General features: G+C 53.4%; 15 protein-coding genes. 7 read left to right on the forward strand and 8 right to left on the reverse strand.

All coding sequences use genetic code 11. The features are described 5' to 3' along the window. Window positions 1–5 precede the first annotated feature (5 nt). Window positions 6–512 carry a TRAP transporter small permease subunit gene (locus GH984_RS00210; protein WP_253939069.1) on the forward strand — a complete coding sequence of 169 codons (507 nt, stop codon included), beginning with the start codon at window positions 6–8 and terminating at the stop codon, window positions 510–512. Beyond that, complete coding sequence (locus GH984_RS00215) at window positions 512–1,876, forward strand: TRAP transporter large permease (protein ID WP_153718732.1); 1,365 nt, start codon at window positions 512–514, stop codon at window positions 1,874–1,876. The genes GH984_RS00210 and GH984_RS00215 overlap by 1 nt, the downstream gene beginning before the upstream one ends. A 37-nt stretch (window positions 1,877–1,913) precedes the next feature. On the opposite strand, the gene GH984_RS00220 is transcribed toward GH984_RS00215, so the two are convergent. Then, window positions 1,914–2,996 carry a TRAP transporter substrate-binding protein gene (locus GH984_RS00220; RefSeq protein ID WP_153718215.1) on the reverse strand — a complete coding sequence of 361 codons (1,083 nt, stop codon included), beginning with the start codon at window positions 2,994–2,996 and terminating at the stop codon, window positions 1,914–1,916. Window positions 2,997–3,138: 142 nt separating this feature from the next. On the opposite strand from GH984_RS00220, the gene GH984_RS00225 reads away from it, so the two are divergent. From GH984_RS00225 to GH984_RS00240, 4 genes are read left to right on the forward strand one after another with little or no spacing between them, the layout of a single operon-like run. After that, entirely contained in the window at window positions 3,139–3,888 is a 750-nt protein-coding gene (locus tag GH984_RS00225) for an electron transfer flavoprotein subunit beta/FixA family protein (RefSeq protein WP_153718216.1), read from the forward strand. Window position 3,889: 1 nt separating this feature from the next. After that, window positions 3,890–4,834, forward strand: coding sequence for an electron transfer flavoprotein subunit alpha/FixB family protein (locus GH984_RS00230; protein ID WP_153718217.1), 945 nt, complete (start codon window positions 3,890–3,892; stop codon window positions 4,832–4,834). Between the two features lie 9 nt (window positions 4,835–4,843). After that, complete coding sequence (locus GH984_RS00235; protein WP_153718218.1) at window positions 4,844–5,791, forward strand: MBL fold metallo-hydrolase; 948 nt, start codon at window positions 4,844–4,846, stop codon at window positions 5,789–5,791. Continuing rightward, a complete protein-coding gene (locus GH984_RS00240) occupies window positions 5,788–7,680 on the forward strand; it encodes a propionyl-CoA synthetase (RefSeq protein WP_153718219.1) in 1,893 nt (630 codons plus the stop codon). The genes GH984_RS00235 and GH984_RS00240 overlap by 4 nt, the downstream gene beginning before the upstream one ends. On the opposite strand, the gene ggt is transcribed toward GH984_RS00240, so the two are convergent. From ggt to GH984_RS00255, 3 genes are read right to left on the reverse strand one after another with little or no spacing between them, the layout of a single operon-like run. After that, a complete protein-coding gene (ggt, locus tag GH984_RS00245) occupies window positions 7,607–9,286 on the reverse strand; it encodes a gamma-glutamyltransferase (protein ID WP_153718220.1) in 1,680 nt (559 codons plus the stop codon). The genes GH984_RS00240 and ggt overlap by 74 nt on opposite strands. Beyond that, window positions 9,283–10,443 (reverse strand): YeeE/YedE family protein, encoded by a 1,161-nt coding sequence (locus tag GH984_RS00250; RefSeq protein ID WP_153718221.1) that lies wholly within the window; start codon window positions 10,441–10,443, stop codon window positions 9,283–9,285. The genes ggt and GH984_RS00250 overlap by 4 nt, the downstream gene beginning before the upstream one ends. A 16-nt stretch (window positions 10,444–10,459) precedes the next feature. After that, window positions 10,460–11,386 (reverse strand): sulfurtransferase, encoded by a 927-nt coding sequence (locus tag GH984_RS00255; RefSeq protein ID WP_153718222.1) that lies wholly within the window; start codon window positions 11,384–11,386, stop codon window positions 10,460–10,462. An 82-nt stretch (window positions 11,387–11,468) separates the two neighbouring features. On the opposite strand from GH984_RS00255, the gene GH984_RS00260 reads away from it, so the two are divergent. Then, window positions 11,469–12,074, forward strand: a complete 606-nt coding sequence (locus GH984_RS00260) for a CoA pyrophosphatase (protein ID WP_369691907.1) — start codon at window positions 11,469–11,471, stop codon at window positions 12,072–12,074. Here GH984_RS00260 and GH984_RS00265 read toward each other — a convergent pair. From GH984_RS00265 to GH984_RS00280, 4 genes are read right to left on the reverse strand one after another with little or no spacing between them, the layout of a single operon-like run. Next, window positions 11,993–14,494, reverse strand: coding sequence for a CoA transferase (locus GH984_RS00265; RefSeq protein ID WP_153718224.1), 2,502 nt, complete (start codon window positions 14,492–14,494; stop codon window positions 11,993–11,995). The two genes, GH984_RS00260 and GH984_RS00265, sit on opposite strands and share 82 nt — an antisense overlap. After that, window positions 14,484–14,861 carry a DUF2237 family protein gene (locus GH984_RS00270; protein WP_153718225.1) on the reverse strand — a complete coding sequence of 126 codons (378 nt, stop codon included), beginning with the start codon at window positions 14,859–14,861 and terminating at the stop codon, window positions 14,484–14,486. Before GH984_RS00270 ends, GH984_RS00265 begins: the two co-directional genes overlap by 11 nt. A gap of 28 nt (window positions 14,862–14,889) precedes the next feature. Beyond that, window positions 14,890–16,188, reverse strand: a complete 1,299-nt coding sequence (locus GH984_RS00275) for an MFS transporter (RefSeq protein ID WP_369691868.1) — start codon at window positions 16,186–16,188, stop codon at window positions 14,890–14,892. Beyond that, the gene (locus tag GH984_RS00280) at window positions 16,169–16,711 is read right to left on the reverse strand and encodes an outer membrane beta-barrel protein (protein WP_153718227.1); all 543 of its coding nucleotides are present in this window, start codon (window positions 16,709–16,711) and stop codon (window positions 16,169–16,171) included. Before GH984_RS00280 ends, GH984_RS00275 begins: the two co-directional genes overlap by 20 nt. Window positions 16,712–16,736: the final 25 nt, after the last annotated feature.

Raw genomic sequence — 16,736 nt, forward strand, 5'->3', positions numbered from 1 at the left:
TAGTTTTGAGCCGAACAATTGATCGTGCCAATTGGCTGGTGGGGCAGGGGCTACGGTGGATTGCCCTTGTTTTGGTTGTCTTGGGCGTGGTCAATGTGGTGGGGCGGTATTTAGGGGCGCAGCTGGGCATGCAGCTAAGCTCAAATAGCCTTTTAGAAGCGCAGATTCAGGCGTTTAATGTGATGTTTTTGCTAGGTGGGGCCTATCTGCTTTTAGAAAACGGGCATATTCGGGTTGATGTGTTGCATAGCAAATTCAGCGCGCACACCAAGGCTTGGATTGATTTTTTGGGTTCCGTTTTACTACTGATCCCATTTTGCCTGCTGATGCTGGGGTATTCTTTTGATTACGTTCTTAGGGCATGGCAGCGGTTAGAAGTAAGCCCAAACCCGGGCGGTTTGCCGCTCTATCCGATCAAAACCGTCTTGCTCATTGGCTTTACGTTATTGCTTTTACAGGGGGTCAGCCAGGCCATTAAAGCGGCGGCGGTGATTCGTCAGGGGCGGCAATGATGGAGTTTTTGCCGCTGGGCATGTTTGTTGTTTTGCTGCTGTTTTTACTCAGTGGCTATCCGGTGGCATTTGGACTGGCAGGCACTTCTTTAGTCTTTATCCTGATTGGTAGTGACTGGCTACCCTCGTTAGGCCTAGCGCTGCCCTGGGAGCCGAGTTTTCGGCTAGCCCGCTTGAATGTGCTGCCGCAGCGTGTGTATGGCTCGATCATGGATAATTACACGCTGGTAGCCGTGCCATTTTTCGTGTTTATGGGCACCATGCTCCAGCGCTCTGGCCTTGCTGAGGATCTGCTTCAAACCATGGGCCGGCTATTTGGGCCGATGCGCGGCGGGCTGGCGATATCAGTGGTCATTGTTGGCGTGCTGCTAGCGGCGGCAACCGGTGTGGTTGGCGCATCGGTGGTTACGATGGGCGTTTTGGCTCTGCCAATTATGCTGAAGAATCGCTACGACCATCGGTTAGCCACGGGCACGATTGCCGCCAGCGGCACATTAGGACAAATCATTCCACCTTCTATTGTGCTGATCATACTCGGTGATCAGATGGGCGTTAATGTGGGCGATTTGTTTCTAGGGGCAATGATTCCTGGGGTCATGTTGGGGGTGTGTTACATCCTTTGGATTATTTGGATTGCATGGCTTAAACCCGATCAAGCCCCAGCGCTACAAGCACCGGTTGACGGAACCACTCAAGAGCACTTAGCCCTTGCCGTGCTGCGCTGTTTGATTCCGCCATTAGGTTTGGTAGCCGCGGTATTAGGAACGATATTCTTTGGTATTGCCACGCCAACAGAAGCCGGTGCAATGGGGGCTTTGGGGGCCACATTGTTAGCGCTAGCTTATCGAAAACTCAATCGTGAAAACCTCTTGGCAGTGGCAGATACCACGGTGCGCCTGACGACGATGGTGTTCATTATTTTAGTCGGTGCAACGGTATTTGCCGCCGTGTTTAGTGCGATGGGCGGCAAATGGATTATCGAAGACTTTCTGCTGAGTCTGCCCGGTGGTGAGCTGAGCTTTATTTTGTTTGTCATGCTCACGATCTTTATCCTAGGTTTTTTCCTCGATTTTATAGAGATCACCTTTATTGTGGTGCCTTTAATTGCCCCAATCGCAATGAACTTTGGCCTTGATCCGATTTGGTTTGGGGTGCTCATTGCGATGAACTTGCAGGCATCCTTTTTGACGCCGCCGTTTGGCTTTTCACTCTTTTATTTGCGGGGCGTAACGCCACCAGCGGTGGCAACTGGATCTATTTACCGCGGAATTATCCCCTTTATTGGGATACAGCTATTTATGTTGGTGGTTATCGTGATTTGGCCAGAAATAGTGACCTGGTTGCCGAGTATTTCAAAAGGATAGCGGAGGCCAAGTTTATGACCTCCGCTGCTGCGGCTTATTAGCCTTGGTTGCGATAGATAAAGGACTGGTAGCGATGGCTGTTTTGTCCGTTCCAACCACGAACTCGAGCCAAGAAAGCAGACCACTCACCGTGGATGCGGGCATAGTCGGCGTTGCTCATGTCTTCTTCATGCACGGCTTGAGCACCTTCCTCAAACGCGGTTAATACCGAATCAGGGAAATACCGAATCTCAACCCCTTGTGCTTGCAGCTCATCCAGCGCAACGGGATTGAGCGATAAGTAACGAGCAGCCATCCAAGTATTGGCCTCAGCACAGCAAGCCTGGATTTGCGCTTTAATATCCGCAGGGAATTCATTCCAGACATCTAAGTTGAAGTAAAAGCCCAGCATGGCACTTGGCTCTGCCCAGCTTGGCAAATAGTAGTATTGCGCAACATTTTGCATACCTAAGATCTGATCGTCGTAGGGGCCAACCCATTCCGCAGCATCTAATGCGCCGCGCTCCATGGCGGTAAATACCTCACCACCAGGCAGCTGTTGAATGCTAACGCCCGCTTTGGCCATCACGCGCCCACCCTGGCCAGGAAAGCGCATACGAAGGCCCTCAAGATCAGCAGGGCTGTTAATTTCGGTGTTAAACCAGCCGCCACATTGAGCACTGGTATTTCCGCCAGGGAATGCAATCATGTTGTCGCGAGCATTGAGCTCGTTCCAAAGCTCTTGGCCGCCGCCGGCGTACATCCAGGCATTTTGCTCATCAAGCGTCATCCCAAAAGGGATGGCGGTAAAAAAGCCATGCGCGGGGTTTTTGCCGATAAAGTAATACGGCGCGGTATGACAGCACTCAAACGCACCGCTAGAAACGGCATCATAAACCTCCAGAGGACCTACCTCAGCACCACCGGGTGAAGTTCTGACCTGAACATCTCCATCCGTCATCACTGCGATGCGCTCGGCAAAATATTCCGCCGTGCCATAGAGATTGTCTAGGGCAGCAGGCCAAGACGTTGGCATGTTCAGCTGAAAGCGAGTGGGTTGTGCAATAACGGCCGGTGCGTTGATTGCACCTGCGGCGACAAGGCCGGTACCGGCCCCCTTTAGAAAACCACGACGATCCATAAGGATTCTCCTCCATGACGTTTTAATGACATGCGAAGCGTACACGCGAGTAGCGCGTTAAGGAAAGCGAGTGGTTGATATAGGAAAGTATTGTGTGAGCGGGCATGATTAATTTGAGGACAATTTGGAAAGAGGGTGTCGCATGAAAATACTGGTGACCGTCAAACGCGCAGTGGATTATACCGTGAGAGTTCGGCCGCTTACGGATGGCTCGGGTGTAGACATTGCCAATGCGAAAATGTCGATGAATCCGTTTGATGAAATTGCGCTTGAGCAAGCGGTGCAGCTTAAAGAGGCGGGGGTTGCAGACGAGATTGTCGCGGTCAGCATTGGCAATTCAGGCAGTCAAGATGTGCTGCGCTCGGCGCTGGCCTTTGGCGCAGATCGAGCGCTATTGGTGCAAACGGATGCGGTGCTCGAGCCCGTGGCGGTATCGCGTATTCTGGCTAAAATTACCGCAGATGAGGCGCCGCAGTTGGTGCTGATGGGTAAACAGGCCATTGACGATGATGCGAGTCAGACACCGCAGATGTTGGCAGCACGGATGGGCTGGGCGCAGGGGACCTTTGCCTGTGGGCTGACAATGGGTGACGCAGAGGTCACGGTGGTACGCGAGGTTGACGGCGGCACCCAAACGCTGGCGCTACCGCTACCTGCCGTTGTGAGTGTCGATTTGCGGTTGAATGAACCCCGGTATCTTAAATTACCCGACATCATGAAAGCCAAGCGTAAACCTCTAGAAGTTCAACCCTTAGAAGAAATGGGCGTTGATGTTGGCACAAAGACTCGTATTACCCACTACGCGGAGCCGCCCGAGCGAAAGCCCGGTGTGCGGGTTCAGTCTGTCAGCGAGTTGATCGATCGATTAGTTAACGAAGCAAAGGTGCTCTGATATGGCCGTATTAGTAGTAGCAGATCACAGTGGTGGAACCCTGGCCGATGGAACAGCGCGCACAATTACCGCAGCGCTTGAGCTGGATGCAACGGTTGATGTGCTGGTGGCGGGCGAGCATGCGCAGTCGGTAGCCGAGCAGGCCGCGGCATTAAACGGCGTTAACCGCGTTCGTATTTGTGAGGATGCGGCCTATGCACATCAGCTAGCAGAGCCGATGGCTACATTGATTTTATCGATCATCGATGAATATTCGGCTGTGATGGCGCCGGGTAGTACTCAGGGGCGTGATGTATTGCCAAGAGTAGCTGCGGTTTTGGATGTGGCGCAGTTATCAGAGATTACTCGCGTAATTGATAAAAACACCTTTGAGCGCCCCATCTACGCGGGTAATGTCATGGCAACGGTGGCTTGTGATGAATCAACCCAAGTTATCACGGTACGAACCACCGCTTTTGAGCCTGCAGCGTCTGGGCAAAGTGCGTTGATTGAGGCGGTGCCTGCCCCAGAGACGCCGGTTGCTGCGCGGTTTGTAGAAGAATCGGTGGTGCGCTCTGAGCGACCAGAGTTAGGGTCGGCTAAAGTTGTAATTTCTGGCGGGCGTGGCGTTGGGAGTGCAGAAGGGTTTAAGCTGTTGGAAAAGGTCGCCGATGAACTCAATGCAGCCATTGGGGCATCGAGGGCCGCTGTCGATGCCGGATATGTGCCTAACGACTACCAAGTTGGGCAAACGGGCAAGGCGGTAGCCCCCGATCTCTACATCGCGGTTGGGATTTCAGGCGCAATACAACACTGGGCAGGAATGAAGGACAGTAAAGTGGTTGTGGCAATTAACCGCGACGAAGACTGTCCGATGATACAAACAGCCGACTATGCATTAGTGGCGGATTTGTTTGATGCACTGCCTGAACTGGAGGAGGGCCTTGCGCAGCTGAAGGCCCAGTAAGGAGGGGCCATGCCAGAGCGCAAGGTCGCAGACCGTTTGGCGCTAATCGCCGAAGGGCTGTACCGATTTGACACCGGATATCTTCGAGCCGGGCATACCGCTTGTTATATCGTCGTTAATAACGGCCACGCGGCGATTGTCGACTGTGGCGTTACCGCTACCGCTGAGCCTTTGTTAGGCGCGTTAGAGCAAACTGGCATCAGTCTTGATTCAATCGAGTGGGTGGTCCCAACGCATGTGCATTTAGATCATGCAGGCGGTGCCGGTGCGCTCATGAAAATGCTGCCGCATGCAAAACTGGGGGTTCACCCGTCTGGTAAAGACCATCTAGTGGACCCATCACGCCTAGAAACCGGCGTGCGGGCTTTGTATGGGGATGCGTTTTTTGAGCGTGAATATGCGCCTGTGACACCAGTGTCTGAAGACCGCATCGTCACGTTTGACGATAACACCAGTCTGACCCTCGGTAGCTTGGCGCTGCCCATCATGCACACGCCTGGTCACGCCTGGCATCAATTGGGCGTGATTGATCCGCGCAGTCAGACATTGATGGCTGGCGATGCTTTTGGGGCGGGTTATCCCGAGCTGGCAAAAACTGACCAACCGATGCTGGTGCCGGTAACGCCACCGCCACAATTCAATCCAGAAGCCTATCGAAAAACCCTTGATCGCATTGTTCGTGAGGGCATTCAACAGGTGGCGCCTGGGCATTTTCCTTTAATTCGTGATGTGCCCGCCGCGGCGGCGCGGCTTGAAGCGATGATGGACGAGGGGTTGGAAGCAGCGCTGCAAGCGGATTCTTGTGAGGCATTAGAGCAGGCACTTCTGGATCGATGGTCAAAATGGTTGGCAGACCCAGAGCAGCGCGCCCTTTTTGAACAGCTCTACGGAAAGGATATCTGGCTAACCGCTGAGGGTGTTTGGCGGTGGCGTTGTAAGCAGAAGGAGGCATCATGAGTCAGGCAGTTACTGATCCGGTCAAGTTTTGGGCTGAGCAGGCAGAAGCGATTGTCTGGGATAAGCCCTGGGACACGGTGTTAGATGAGAGTGATGCTCCGTTTTATCGATGGTTTACCGGTGGGCGATTAAACACCTGCTATAACGCGCTGGATCGGCATGTGGAGGCTGGGCGCGGCCAACAGCCTGCGCTGATTTGGGACAGTCCAGTCAGTGGGCAAACCGCTACCTACACCTATGCGGAGCTAACTGATGCAGTGGCTCGGCTGGCTGGAGCGCTGCGCGCAGCCGGTGTAGAGCAGGGTGATCGAGTGGTCATTTATATGCCTATGGTGCCTGAGGCCGCCATGGCTATGCTTGCCTGCGCGCGCATCGGTGCCATTCACTCCGTGGTGTTTGGTGGCTTTGCCGCTCCTGAGTTGGCAAAGCGCATTGATGATGCTGAGCCTGCGCTTATTCTCTCCGCGTCTTGCGGTATCGAGCCCTCGGGCGTTGTGGATTACAAAGGATTGCTGGATCGCGCTCTATCGCTTGCCACTCACCCAGTCAAAAAGTGTTTAATCCTGCAGCGTGAAAAGCAGCGTTGCGCGCTCGACCCAGAAAAAGATCAAGATTGGGTAGAGGCCGTAGCCGCGGCAGAGCCCGTGGATTGCGTGCCGGTTGACGCCACGCATCCGCTTTATATTCTTTATACCTCAGGCACAACGGGTCGGCCCAAGGGCATTGTGCGCGATCATGGCGGACATGCGGTGGCCCTGCAGTGGACGATGCGCAATATCTACAACGTTGAGCCAGGTGAGGTGATGTTTACTGCCTCTGATATTGGTTGGGTAGTCGGGCATTCGTATATCGTTTACGGCCCGCTGATCAACGGCTCAACCACGGTGATGTATGAAGGCAAGCCGGTAGGAACACCCGATGCCAGTGCCTTTTGGCGAGTGATATCACAGTACAAGGCGAAAGCATTTTTTACGGCCCCCACGGCGCTGCGGGCCATCCGTAAAGACGACTCAGACGGGCAGTGGATTGGGCATTACGACTTAAGCTCGCTTAAGGCCTTCTTCTTGGCTGGGGAGCGCTCCGATCCAGACAGCGTACGGTGGGCAGAGCGCCTACTCGGCGTGCCGGTTTACGATCACTGGTGGCAAACAGAAACCGGTTGGGCCATTTCAGGTTACTCGGCCGGCATCGAAGCGTTACCCGTCAAAATTGGGAGTGCGGGCAAGCCAATGCCGGGGTACGACGTTCAGGCACTTGATGAAGACGGCACTCCGCTGCCGGCTGGCGAGCTTGGCAACATCGCCATTAAGTTGCCTCTGCCACCTGGCACGATGGCTGCGTTGTGGCGAGATCGGGAACGACATCGCGAGAGCTATTTAACCCAGTATCCCGGGTATTACTTATCGGGCGACTCCGGAATCGTCGATCAGGATGGCTATGTTCATATTATGAGCCGCATTGATGATGTGATTAATGTTGCGGGTCATCGTTTATCAACCGGTGGTATGGAAGAGGTGCTCAGCGATCACCCCGACGTTGCCGAAGCAGCGGTATTTGGTGTGCGTGATGCAACCAAGGGTCAATTACCAATGGGGCTTATTGTGACAAACTCATCATTTAATGGTGATGAGCAGGCCTTGGTTAAAGAACTTATCCAACGCGTGCGTGATCAGATTGGCCCCGTTGCTGCGTTCAAGCAATGTGTTGTTGTGCCGAGGCTACCGAAAACACGCTCGGGTAAAACCCTACGTGGCACGCTGCGTAGCATGGCTAATCAGGATGAATGGACGATGCCGGCAACAATCGATGATCCGACTATTCTTGAGGAGATTGCCGCTGTATTTGACCGACTGAACCCTCGCGCCGCGGATCAGCCGCCCCACGCATAGTGCCATCGGAAAGGCGTTCAATACCGTGCAAGCCGCTGGTTAGCGGTTGCACGGTTATTTCATGGCCTAACTCTTCGAGAGCCCCGGCCAGTTCGGCAGCGGTTGTATCTGCTTCAAGCTCCGTTTTTCCATTGCGATTAACAAAGCTGCCAGTCTGAATAGCGGCTTCTATTGGCTGATTATGAATGAGGATGGACGCAACGCGCTGCGCAACAAACCCGATGATTCGGGTGCCACCCGGCGAGCCAATGACTAACTCAGGCAAGCCCTCTGAATTTAAAGCGATAACCGGTGACATGGAAGATAAGGGCCGCTTACCCGGTTGAACTCGGTTAGGGTGCGGCTGCCCATTGGCTGCTAACGGATCAAAGCGAAAATCCGTTAACTGGTTATTCAATAAAAATCCACCCACCATTAGGCGCGAGCCAAAGGGCATCTCAATAGATGAGGTCATAGACACCGCGTTGTTTGACGAATCAATCACGCTGAAATGGCTAGTTGAATGATTAATCAGCTTGCTACCGCTTGCACGCGCTTGATCTGCGTTAAGGCCAGGCCTTGCGATTCCTAGAGATTTATCGGCTGAGATCAGGTTGGCGCGTTGTTTAAGGTAGTTCTCACTGAGTAACGTGTTAACCGGCACCTCAACAAAATCGGTATCGCCTAAATATTCATTACGGTCTGCAAATGCCAGACGTGATGCCTCGAGCATCAAATGTGCTTGCAGCATTGGCGTAGGGTTGGGGGTTACTGAGCTCGCCATTTCGAATAGGCGCAAGATTTGCAAAACGCTCATCCCGCCGCTACTGGGTAATGGCATGCTGCAGACATTGCTGCCGGCCACTTCGCGGCAAATGGCAGGGCGCTCTATGGCTTGATACGTGGCCATATCGTCAAGCGTCAATAGGCCACCATTCCGTTGCACAGTCTCAACAATAGCCCGGGCAAGTTCTCCTTCATAAAAGGCATCGGCACCATCGGTGGCAATTTGCGTTAGCGTTTTTGCCAGCGTGGGATTTTTAATTTGCGTGCCAGCAGTGATGGGCTCTCCGTTGGGAAAGAAGTAGCCGGCCATTGGCTCAAAGGCATCAAGCGGAAGATCTAAGCGCAGCATTTCTGCAAGGCGCGGAGTTGCCGTAAAGCCATTATTTGCAAGTCGGATTGCCGGCTCAAATAGCGTATGCCACGGCAAGGCCCCATGCTCAGCATGCGCCATTTCTAGCATTCGAAGAACGCCGGGCACACCAACCGAGCGGCCACCAGGCACGGCGTCAAGAAACTTAAGGGGTTGACCGGTTGTATCGAGAAAATGCGTTTCTTGTACCGCTTGCGGGGCGGTTTCTCGCCCGTCAAAAGCCTGTATGCGGCCCTCTTTTGAGCCGTAATGTAGCAAAAATGCGCCACCACCAATGCCACTAGATTGGGGCTCGACCAACGTTAGCACCGCTTGAATTGCAATGGCCGCATCGATTGCTGAGCCGCCTGCTTCAAGAATCTCGACCCCCGCTTCAGTCGCAAGCGGGTGCGCAGCAGTGACCATACTATGCGCGGGTAGCGCGGGTATGAAAAGAATCAGCAGAAAAGCCAGTTTTCGTAGTTTTGTCATGAATGGGTTCGCTGCAGTAGTTTCCAGGTACCGATAACGCCAATTAAGCAGAATACCGCAAAAATCCAACCCGACAAGGCAGCCGCCATGATGCCGGATAGGAGTGTTCCGACGGTGCATCCGATTGCCGTCATCGCTCCCCACCCCAGCATTGTGCCGCCAAGAAAGTTGCGGGCCGATTCTGACAGGCTTGGCAGACGTGGCTTAAAATCACCGGCCGGCAGAGCCGCTGCAAAAGCCATGCTGACCATGCCAATCACAAATGCGCCATTAGGGGAGAGCAGGGTTTCCTTAACCGCGGTGGCACAACCGGCCAACGTGTCTAATCCTTGCAAGCGAGACGGGATGAGCCCGAGTTGATCACCAGCGGTGCGCGATAGGCTGCCTAGCTCGGCGGTTACCCCGAGCGGTGCCACGCGCAGGTAAACAATGACAGCGAGAAACCCAATCGCAAGCCCGGCAATTGGCGCTGACCATCGCTGCTGGAAGAGCGTGGCGATTGGCCCAAGCGTTGGTTTTGTGGCGCTGGGCATTTGGTGTTTACGCAGCAAGACCAGCGCAATGGCACCTAAGACAGCAATTTGTAATAACGCGGATCCAGCATAGCCAAGGTAACTAGGTAGCCACACAACTGGCCCTTGCTGAATGGCAGCTAAATAGAGCGTGTTCCACGTCGCAAAGCCAATTCCAAAGCCGAGCAACGCCCCTAGTAAGGCGGGGATGGAGCCAATTGAACCTTCGCCTAGGCGGTACAAATGCGCACTAATGCATGATCGCGAGAGTGCCATGCCAATGCCAAAGACTAATGCAGCCAGCGCAAGAACCCAGCTTATTGGGCCAATATGGGCATCGGGAGGTAGACGCCCAACACTCGGGTCAGGCAGAAACAAACCAAAAACGGCGTGATACCCCAGCGTGCCCACTAAAAGAGCGATGACCAGTGCAAGTAGCCCGCTCGAATCGCGTTGTTCTAAAAAATCTCGAGTAATACAGAAAAAACAGAACCGGGCACGCTGCAGGATGTAGCCGAATAGACCACCGGCAACCAGAGAGAAAGCAATTGCCTGACTGTCTCTGCTGTCACCATTGATCAGCCAAGCGGTAAAAAGCAGCGACGCCAAAATGGCGCCGCTGATAGAGAGTCGCTGAATATTCAACGGTTTTATTCCTTAATTACTGACCACCCCAAACGGTACCGGCAAGGTTGGTGACAGGGACACCGACTGAATTACCGTACTCAGTCCAAGATCCATCATAGTTTTTAACATCAAAGCCCAGAATTTTGCTCAGCGCAAACCAGGTGTGGCTGGATCGCTCGCCAATTCTGCAATAGGTAATGATAGGGTTTGAACCATCTACACCTGCGGCTGCATAAATCTCACGCAACTCATCGGCAGATTTAAAGGTACCATCTTCGGCAACGGCCTCGCCCCAGCTTACGTTGACAGCGCTGGGAATGTGTCCTGCGCGAACGGCAAGCTCATTTACGCCCTCTGGTGCGATGACTCGCCCTTCGTATTCAGCGGCGGAACGAATGTCAACGAGGTCTACCTCGGGATTCTCAGATCGTGCCACCTCAACCACTTCGGGCAGGAATGCGCGTAGTTCGAGATTGGGTTCCCCAATTTCAATGTTGCCAGCCGTGTAATTGCTTGGGCGTACACTTAAAGGCCGCCCCTCGGCTTCCCATTTGCTTCTGCCCCCGTCGAGCAAGCGCACATTTTCAACGCCATAAATGTCGAAAATCCATGCTCCCCACGCAGCAAACCAATTATTGGTGTCGCCGTAAAGCACAATTTCGGTGTCATCTGAAATGCCGGCGTCTTGTAATAGGCCTTGGAAATCATCGCCAGCAATAATGTCGCGACTCACCGTATCCACTAAATCGGTGTGCCAGCGAAAATTAACTGCGCCGGGAATATGGCCGCGCTCAAACACGCCCGGGTTTACGCTCACTTCGATAACCCGTAAATCCTGTCGATCAAGGTTTTCTTCTAGCCAGTCAGTTGAAACCAGATATTCAGAGGCCTGAGCCAGGCTGCCGATCGCTAGCACCGCTGCGCCAGCAGCCGTAATTAGCGATTGTTTTAGGTTAAGCATTTTAATCTCCATCGTTGTTAATGCCTACGAAAGGTGAGTAGGTTAGAACCAGTGATGGGGCAGAGGGAAAGAACATTTTCCGATATGCTTATTCCAAATGAATAATTCTAAGCCACTTGTCAGACAAGCAGCGGTGCTTGTGGGTCTTGTTGAAAGGCCGGGCGGCGATCGCTTGATTCTTACGCGGCGCAGCTTGGCATTGCCTGATCATGCGGGGCAGATTTGTTTTCCAGGTGGGGTGGTTGAGCCGCAGGATCGTCATCATACGGCCGCGGCGTTGCGCGAGGCGCAAGAAGAGGTGGGGTTAGATTCCCGTTTTGTTCAGGTTACGCATCAGTTGCCGAGGTATCTAACAGGCACGGGATTTGAAGTAACGCCGGTGGTTGGGCGCATTGATCCGGCGGCGCTCCTGTTGCCATGTTTAGCTGAGGTGGTTGAGATTTTTGAAATACCGGTAGCAGCCGTTTTGCAGCGCGCCGCCTATCGGCCTTTTCGTTACCCCTATCGAGGACGAAAGCGGCTTTTATGGGCTTTGCCGTACGGGCCTTACTATATTTGGGGTGCAACGGCTGCAATTTTGGTGCGCTTTCGATGGCAGATGCTACGTCAATCGGGTAGGTACATGTTGCCCCAAGATTCACTCGCGATGCCTTCTGCAAGCAGGGTGTCGATTCGGGATTCATCTTGATTAGCCTCGCGTAGGATGGCCCGAGTTGATTGGCCGTATTTTTGACCAGGCCGCGGAGTGGCGATGATGCTTTCAGTCACCCGAACTGCATGAGGGTCGGCCTGAGTAATCACATGACCACTGGGGTGATCTTCATAGCGTGTGAAGGAAAATGTACCCTGTGGGGAGTAAGTGTCGGTTTCAAAGGGTGGGTGGCTGTTGTAGGCGCGAATTGTTTCGAGCGTTTCACAAACAGCTGCACCAATGTCGGCAGTCTGTAGCCAGTTGACCCAATCCTCTGCTCTTGCTGTTGCAAAGATGGTGGCTAAGAATGCTGCCCGATTATCTACCGGGCAATCGTCTAGGCCGGCAAACTCCTCTAGCGCTGCTAACCGCGGCAAATCTTTCTCGTAAGCGCAGAGCAGTACGTAACCATCCGATGCTTGATAAAACCGCGTCAGATCATTTAGCCCAGGTGTTTCAGGACCCGATGGTTCATCAAACAAACCGCGGCGGGGGTAGTCGTAGCAGTAGGGTAGTTGCAGCAGTCCGCTTAATGCCGCCAAAGAGGTTCTTGGCCGATACGCATGCCCGGTATGAGTGCGAGCAAATAGCGCAGTGGCAATGCCCATTGCTGCAGCAAAACCACACATCACATCGATCGTGCCAACATGCGCATGTTCTTCAGGCGTATCCATCCCCCCACCAAAGCGCAGCATTACGCCAGTGGTTGCCTGTACCAAATCGTCGTAACCTGGGTAATTGCTGCGCGGTCCTGTGCGTATTCCTCCAAAGCAATCGAGTTGACAGAAGATTGCCTGCGGGTTGATCGCTTTTAAGCTGGCGGCGTCAAAGCCAAATCGTTGGACTTGTTCATCCGTTGCGTTCCATACCACCACATCGGCACTGCGAATAAGTTGGTTTAATGCTTCTCTGCCGGCTGGTGGCCGAAAATCAAGCAGACAAGAGCGCTTGGAGCGCATGTGAGTGAGTCCATAAATGACTGTGTTTGTTGGGTCGTATTGTGGGCTTGCAGGATCAATCTTAATGACCTCGGCTCCAAATCGGGCTAAAAAAGCGGTGGAGTGGGGGCCTGCGATGACGTTGCAGAGATCAACTATGCGTATACCGTCTAGCCAGCCTTTACCTTGCAGCTGGGTACGCCGCCGCGGAAGCCGGGTTGGTAGTGAACGCATTTCATTCAGTGCCTGATCAAAGCTGATCCACCAGCGCGGATTTGGCTTTAGCATGGCCTCTCCGCATTCTTGCATCCAAACCAGAGGCGCAGGTTGCGTCATGACGCCATAGACCGGGTCGTTAACTTCAACCATCAACCCCGCCGTTTCGGCGTGATCATCGTTAATCCATTCTTGAAGCCAGCGCTGTGGGCTGCCCGGGAAACGGCCGCGCCCGAAGATTCTCTCCCACTCCTTAGTCGTTCGAGTTAGGAAAACCGCTTTCATTCGCTCAGCAATATGGTCAGCCCACTCGCGGGGTAGTGGGTATAGCCCTAGGCTGACGTCATGTGGCCAGTCTTGGCTTGATGTGTAGACATCGAGTTGATCCGCAAATCCTTCGGCAACGAGTTCGTCATACAGGCCGAGCGTTTCCAAGCAGCGGCGCACATGCCCTCGATGGCTTGGGCATACGACGTAAAACATTCGGCCATCTTTACATTTGTAGTTTCTAAAGAACGGATCAAGAAACTCTTGGAGGGTTTCGTAGCTAACATTCATTGGGAGCCCTTCAATGCGCCGGCGTTCAATTTCCTGCTGGCGAAGCGTTTTATAGCGCTCTGGGCCATTTTCAATATGTAATGAGTTATATCCCAGCCCCTCCATTAGCGCACTGGCAAGCGGCACCTCAATTTGATCGCCAATACCGGTTTTTGCTCGCGAAAAAAGCGCTGAAATAACGGAGGCGGCTGCAATGACGGTGGCGTAGGCCGAACCCAAGGGGAGGGGGGAGAAGGAAGGATTAACACCCATTAAAATACGGTTTAACCCCATGTCAGAAAATACCCCAGAGCTAGCTGAGATCACACTCTCAAACGCGCGCCAGTCCCGGCGTAGCTCGTCGTCACTCGCAAATCCGGGCATCGATAGCGTAATGAGGTCGGGTTGGGCTTGCCTGAGCGCTGTAAAATCAACCCCCAGCCTTTGCATAACGCCGGGTCTAAACCCTTCAATAACGATGTCGGCTTCTTCAATGAGGGTAAGTGCGGCCTCTTGGCCTTCGGCGGTTTTTAGATCGAGATTTACAATCTGTTTGTTGCGCTGAAGAGTCGCATTAGCGGGGGTATCCCATAGAGGGCCGCTAGGCGGGTCAATGTGAATAACCAAAGCGCCGAGGTCAGCTAGCATCATCGCAACAGCGGGTGCGGCCATATACTGACCAAAATCCACCACTTTCACACCCCGAAGGGGCTTATCAATCACCATCCACCGCGTATTGCTTAAGGACTTCTAAGTCAACCACGGCTAGTGTTTCTTCGTGCGTGGCAGACAGTTTGACTTGAGGCGCTACGCCGGCGCGATAGGCTTCCACCCAGCGAGAAGCGCAGAGACACCATTGATCGCCTGGCAGTAAACCGCGAAAACCAAATTGTGGAAGGGGCGTGCTGAGATCATTGCCTTTTTCGAGGCTAAAGGCCAAAAAGGCCTCCGTCATAACCGCGCAGACTGTGTGCATGCCGCGATCAGAGTGCCCTGTGTTGCAACAACCATCGCGATAAAAACCCGTAATTGGGTCGACGCTGCAGCGTTCTAACGGCGTGCCTAGTACACTGGTCGAGTTAAATTTATCCATATTTGGCATTCTAACGCCGTTTTTTAGGCTAATCGACGTGTTTTTGCCGGCCATACGTCTCGCGCGTAAGCGCGAGTAAAATGGTGGCAATTACCGTCCAGATGAGCATGGCGTTAAAGGCAAATTGGTAACTGGCCAAATCATAAACCGGTGAGCCATCAATGCGCTCACCCGTCCAGCGTTTTTCTAATAACCAGCCAACGGCAGGTTGTAGCGACATGGGCCCTAGCATTACCCCCATGTTGATAAGGCCAGATGAGGTGCCAGCAAGATGCGCCGGTACCGATTCTTTGCCGAATGCGAATGAGATGACCATTGCCCCAGACCCAAGCCCGATAATGAATAAGAGCAGCGCAAGCACCACCAGTGGAAGGGCAGGCACTTGAATTAGGACGATCCATGCTAATAGAAACATCGTAATACCGGCTAAGTACACCGATTTCCGCCGTTGCAAACGATCGGTAAGCCATCCAAACAAGGGGCCGCCCAGCGCCCAAGCCACCAAAGTTAAGGAGGTGTAGAAAGCCGCCTCTTTATCCGTCATTCCATAATGGGTGGTTAGAAATGGCACACCCCAAAGACCAGAGAAGGTGAGCAATGGCCCAACAATTCCGGCTGGAATGAAAACGAGTAATAGCGCATTGCGATGTTGTAAGACATGAATAATGCCGCTGAGCATGCCTTGTTTCGGTGTTGTCTGCCCGTCATCAACGGCATAACCCTGGTACCCATAGCTACTCGGGTCAGTCCTTACAAAGTAAAAAATCAGGGCGCTGATAACCAACGTGGCCCCACCGATAATCAGCATGGTGTTACGCCACCCAATTCCATCGACGCTGATGCGCAGAGGCACCCCCGCGGCGATGGCACCCAACATACCAATTGAAAGCGCGATACCGCTGGCTAATGCAAACCGTTTGGCGTCCATCCAGTGTGCTGAGATCTTAAGCATCGACACAAAGGCAACGGCAACCGAGGCGCCGATGAGCGCGCGCCCTGTTGCGGCAATAGCAAAATTTGGTGCGAGGGCAAAAAGAATAGCGCCCAGCGCTGCCATGAGCGCGCCAAAACCGAGTAGTAACCGAGGGCCAAAACGATCGGCTAGCACCCCGGTGGGAACCTGCATGGCCACGTAGGTGTAAAAGTAAAAAGCAGATAGGCTGCCAAGCCCAGCCGCACCGAGGTTGAAGTCAAACATCAACTCATCGGTAATCACCCCTGGGGCTACGCGATGGAAAAAGGCGATGAGATAAAAGGCGGCTCCAAGCCCCCAAATAAACCACGCTAATCGCTGTGGCGGATACGGCTTAGAGGCGGAGGAGGACACCAAGTGTCAGTCCTTCTGAGGAATAGTCGTCCTTATCAAAATGCCGCATGGTTTCGATAAATGCATGAATGCGCGGCGTGATTGCGATTTCACCACCGGCGCCCCAGGACAGTCCCGCGGCATCACCGGTTTCCTTTAGAGTGCCATAGGTGGCTTCAGCCCGTGCATAGGTGGCACCCGCAATACCGTATAGCGCAAGGCGAGGGGTGATTTGACCTCGAGCAACACCATAGAAGCCAGCCATTGTTTCGACTTCGAAATCGCCTGTGATTCCCTCAATGGTTTCGGTTTCAGTACTCGTGCCCGTACCAAAGCGGCCTTCCAGAGAAAAACCACCAATTACGGTGTGACCAATGCGAAGCGTACCTACCGTTGGCTCAAGCGATAGCGCGCCCTCGTAGTCCACATCCATTTGAATTTGACCTGCACCAATATAAAAACCCGCCAGAGCAGAGTGGCTTAGGCCAAAGATCGATGCACCAAAAAGAAAAGCCAGTACAATGCGTAGGTGTTTTTTATTCATAACCTTTAATTGTACACCACTGCCA

Source organism: Spiribacter salilacus (assembly GCF_009649225.1).
GTDB classification, from domain to species: Bacteria; Pseudomonadota; Gammaproteobacteria; order Nitrococcales; family Nitrococcaceae; genus Spiribacter; species Spiribacter salilacus.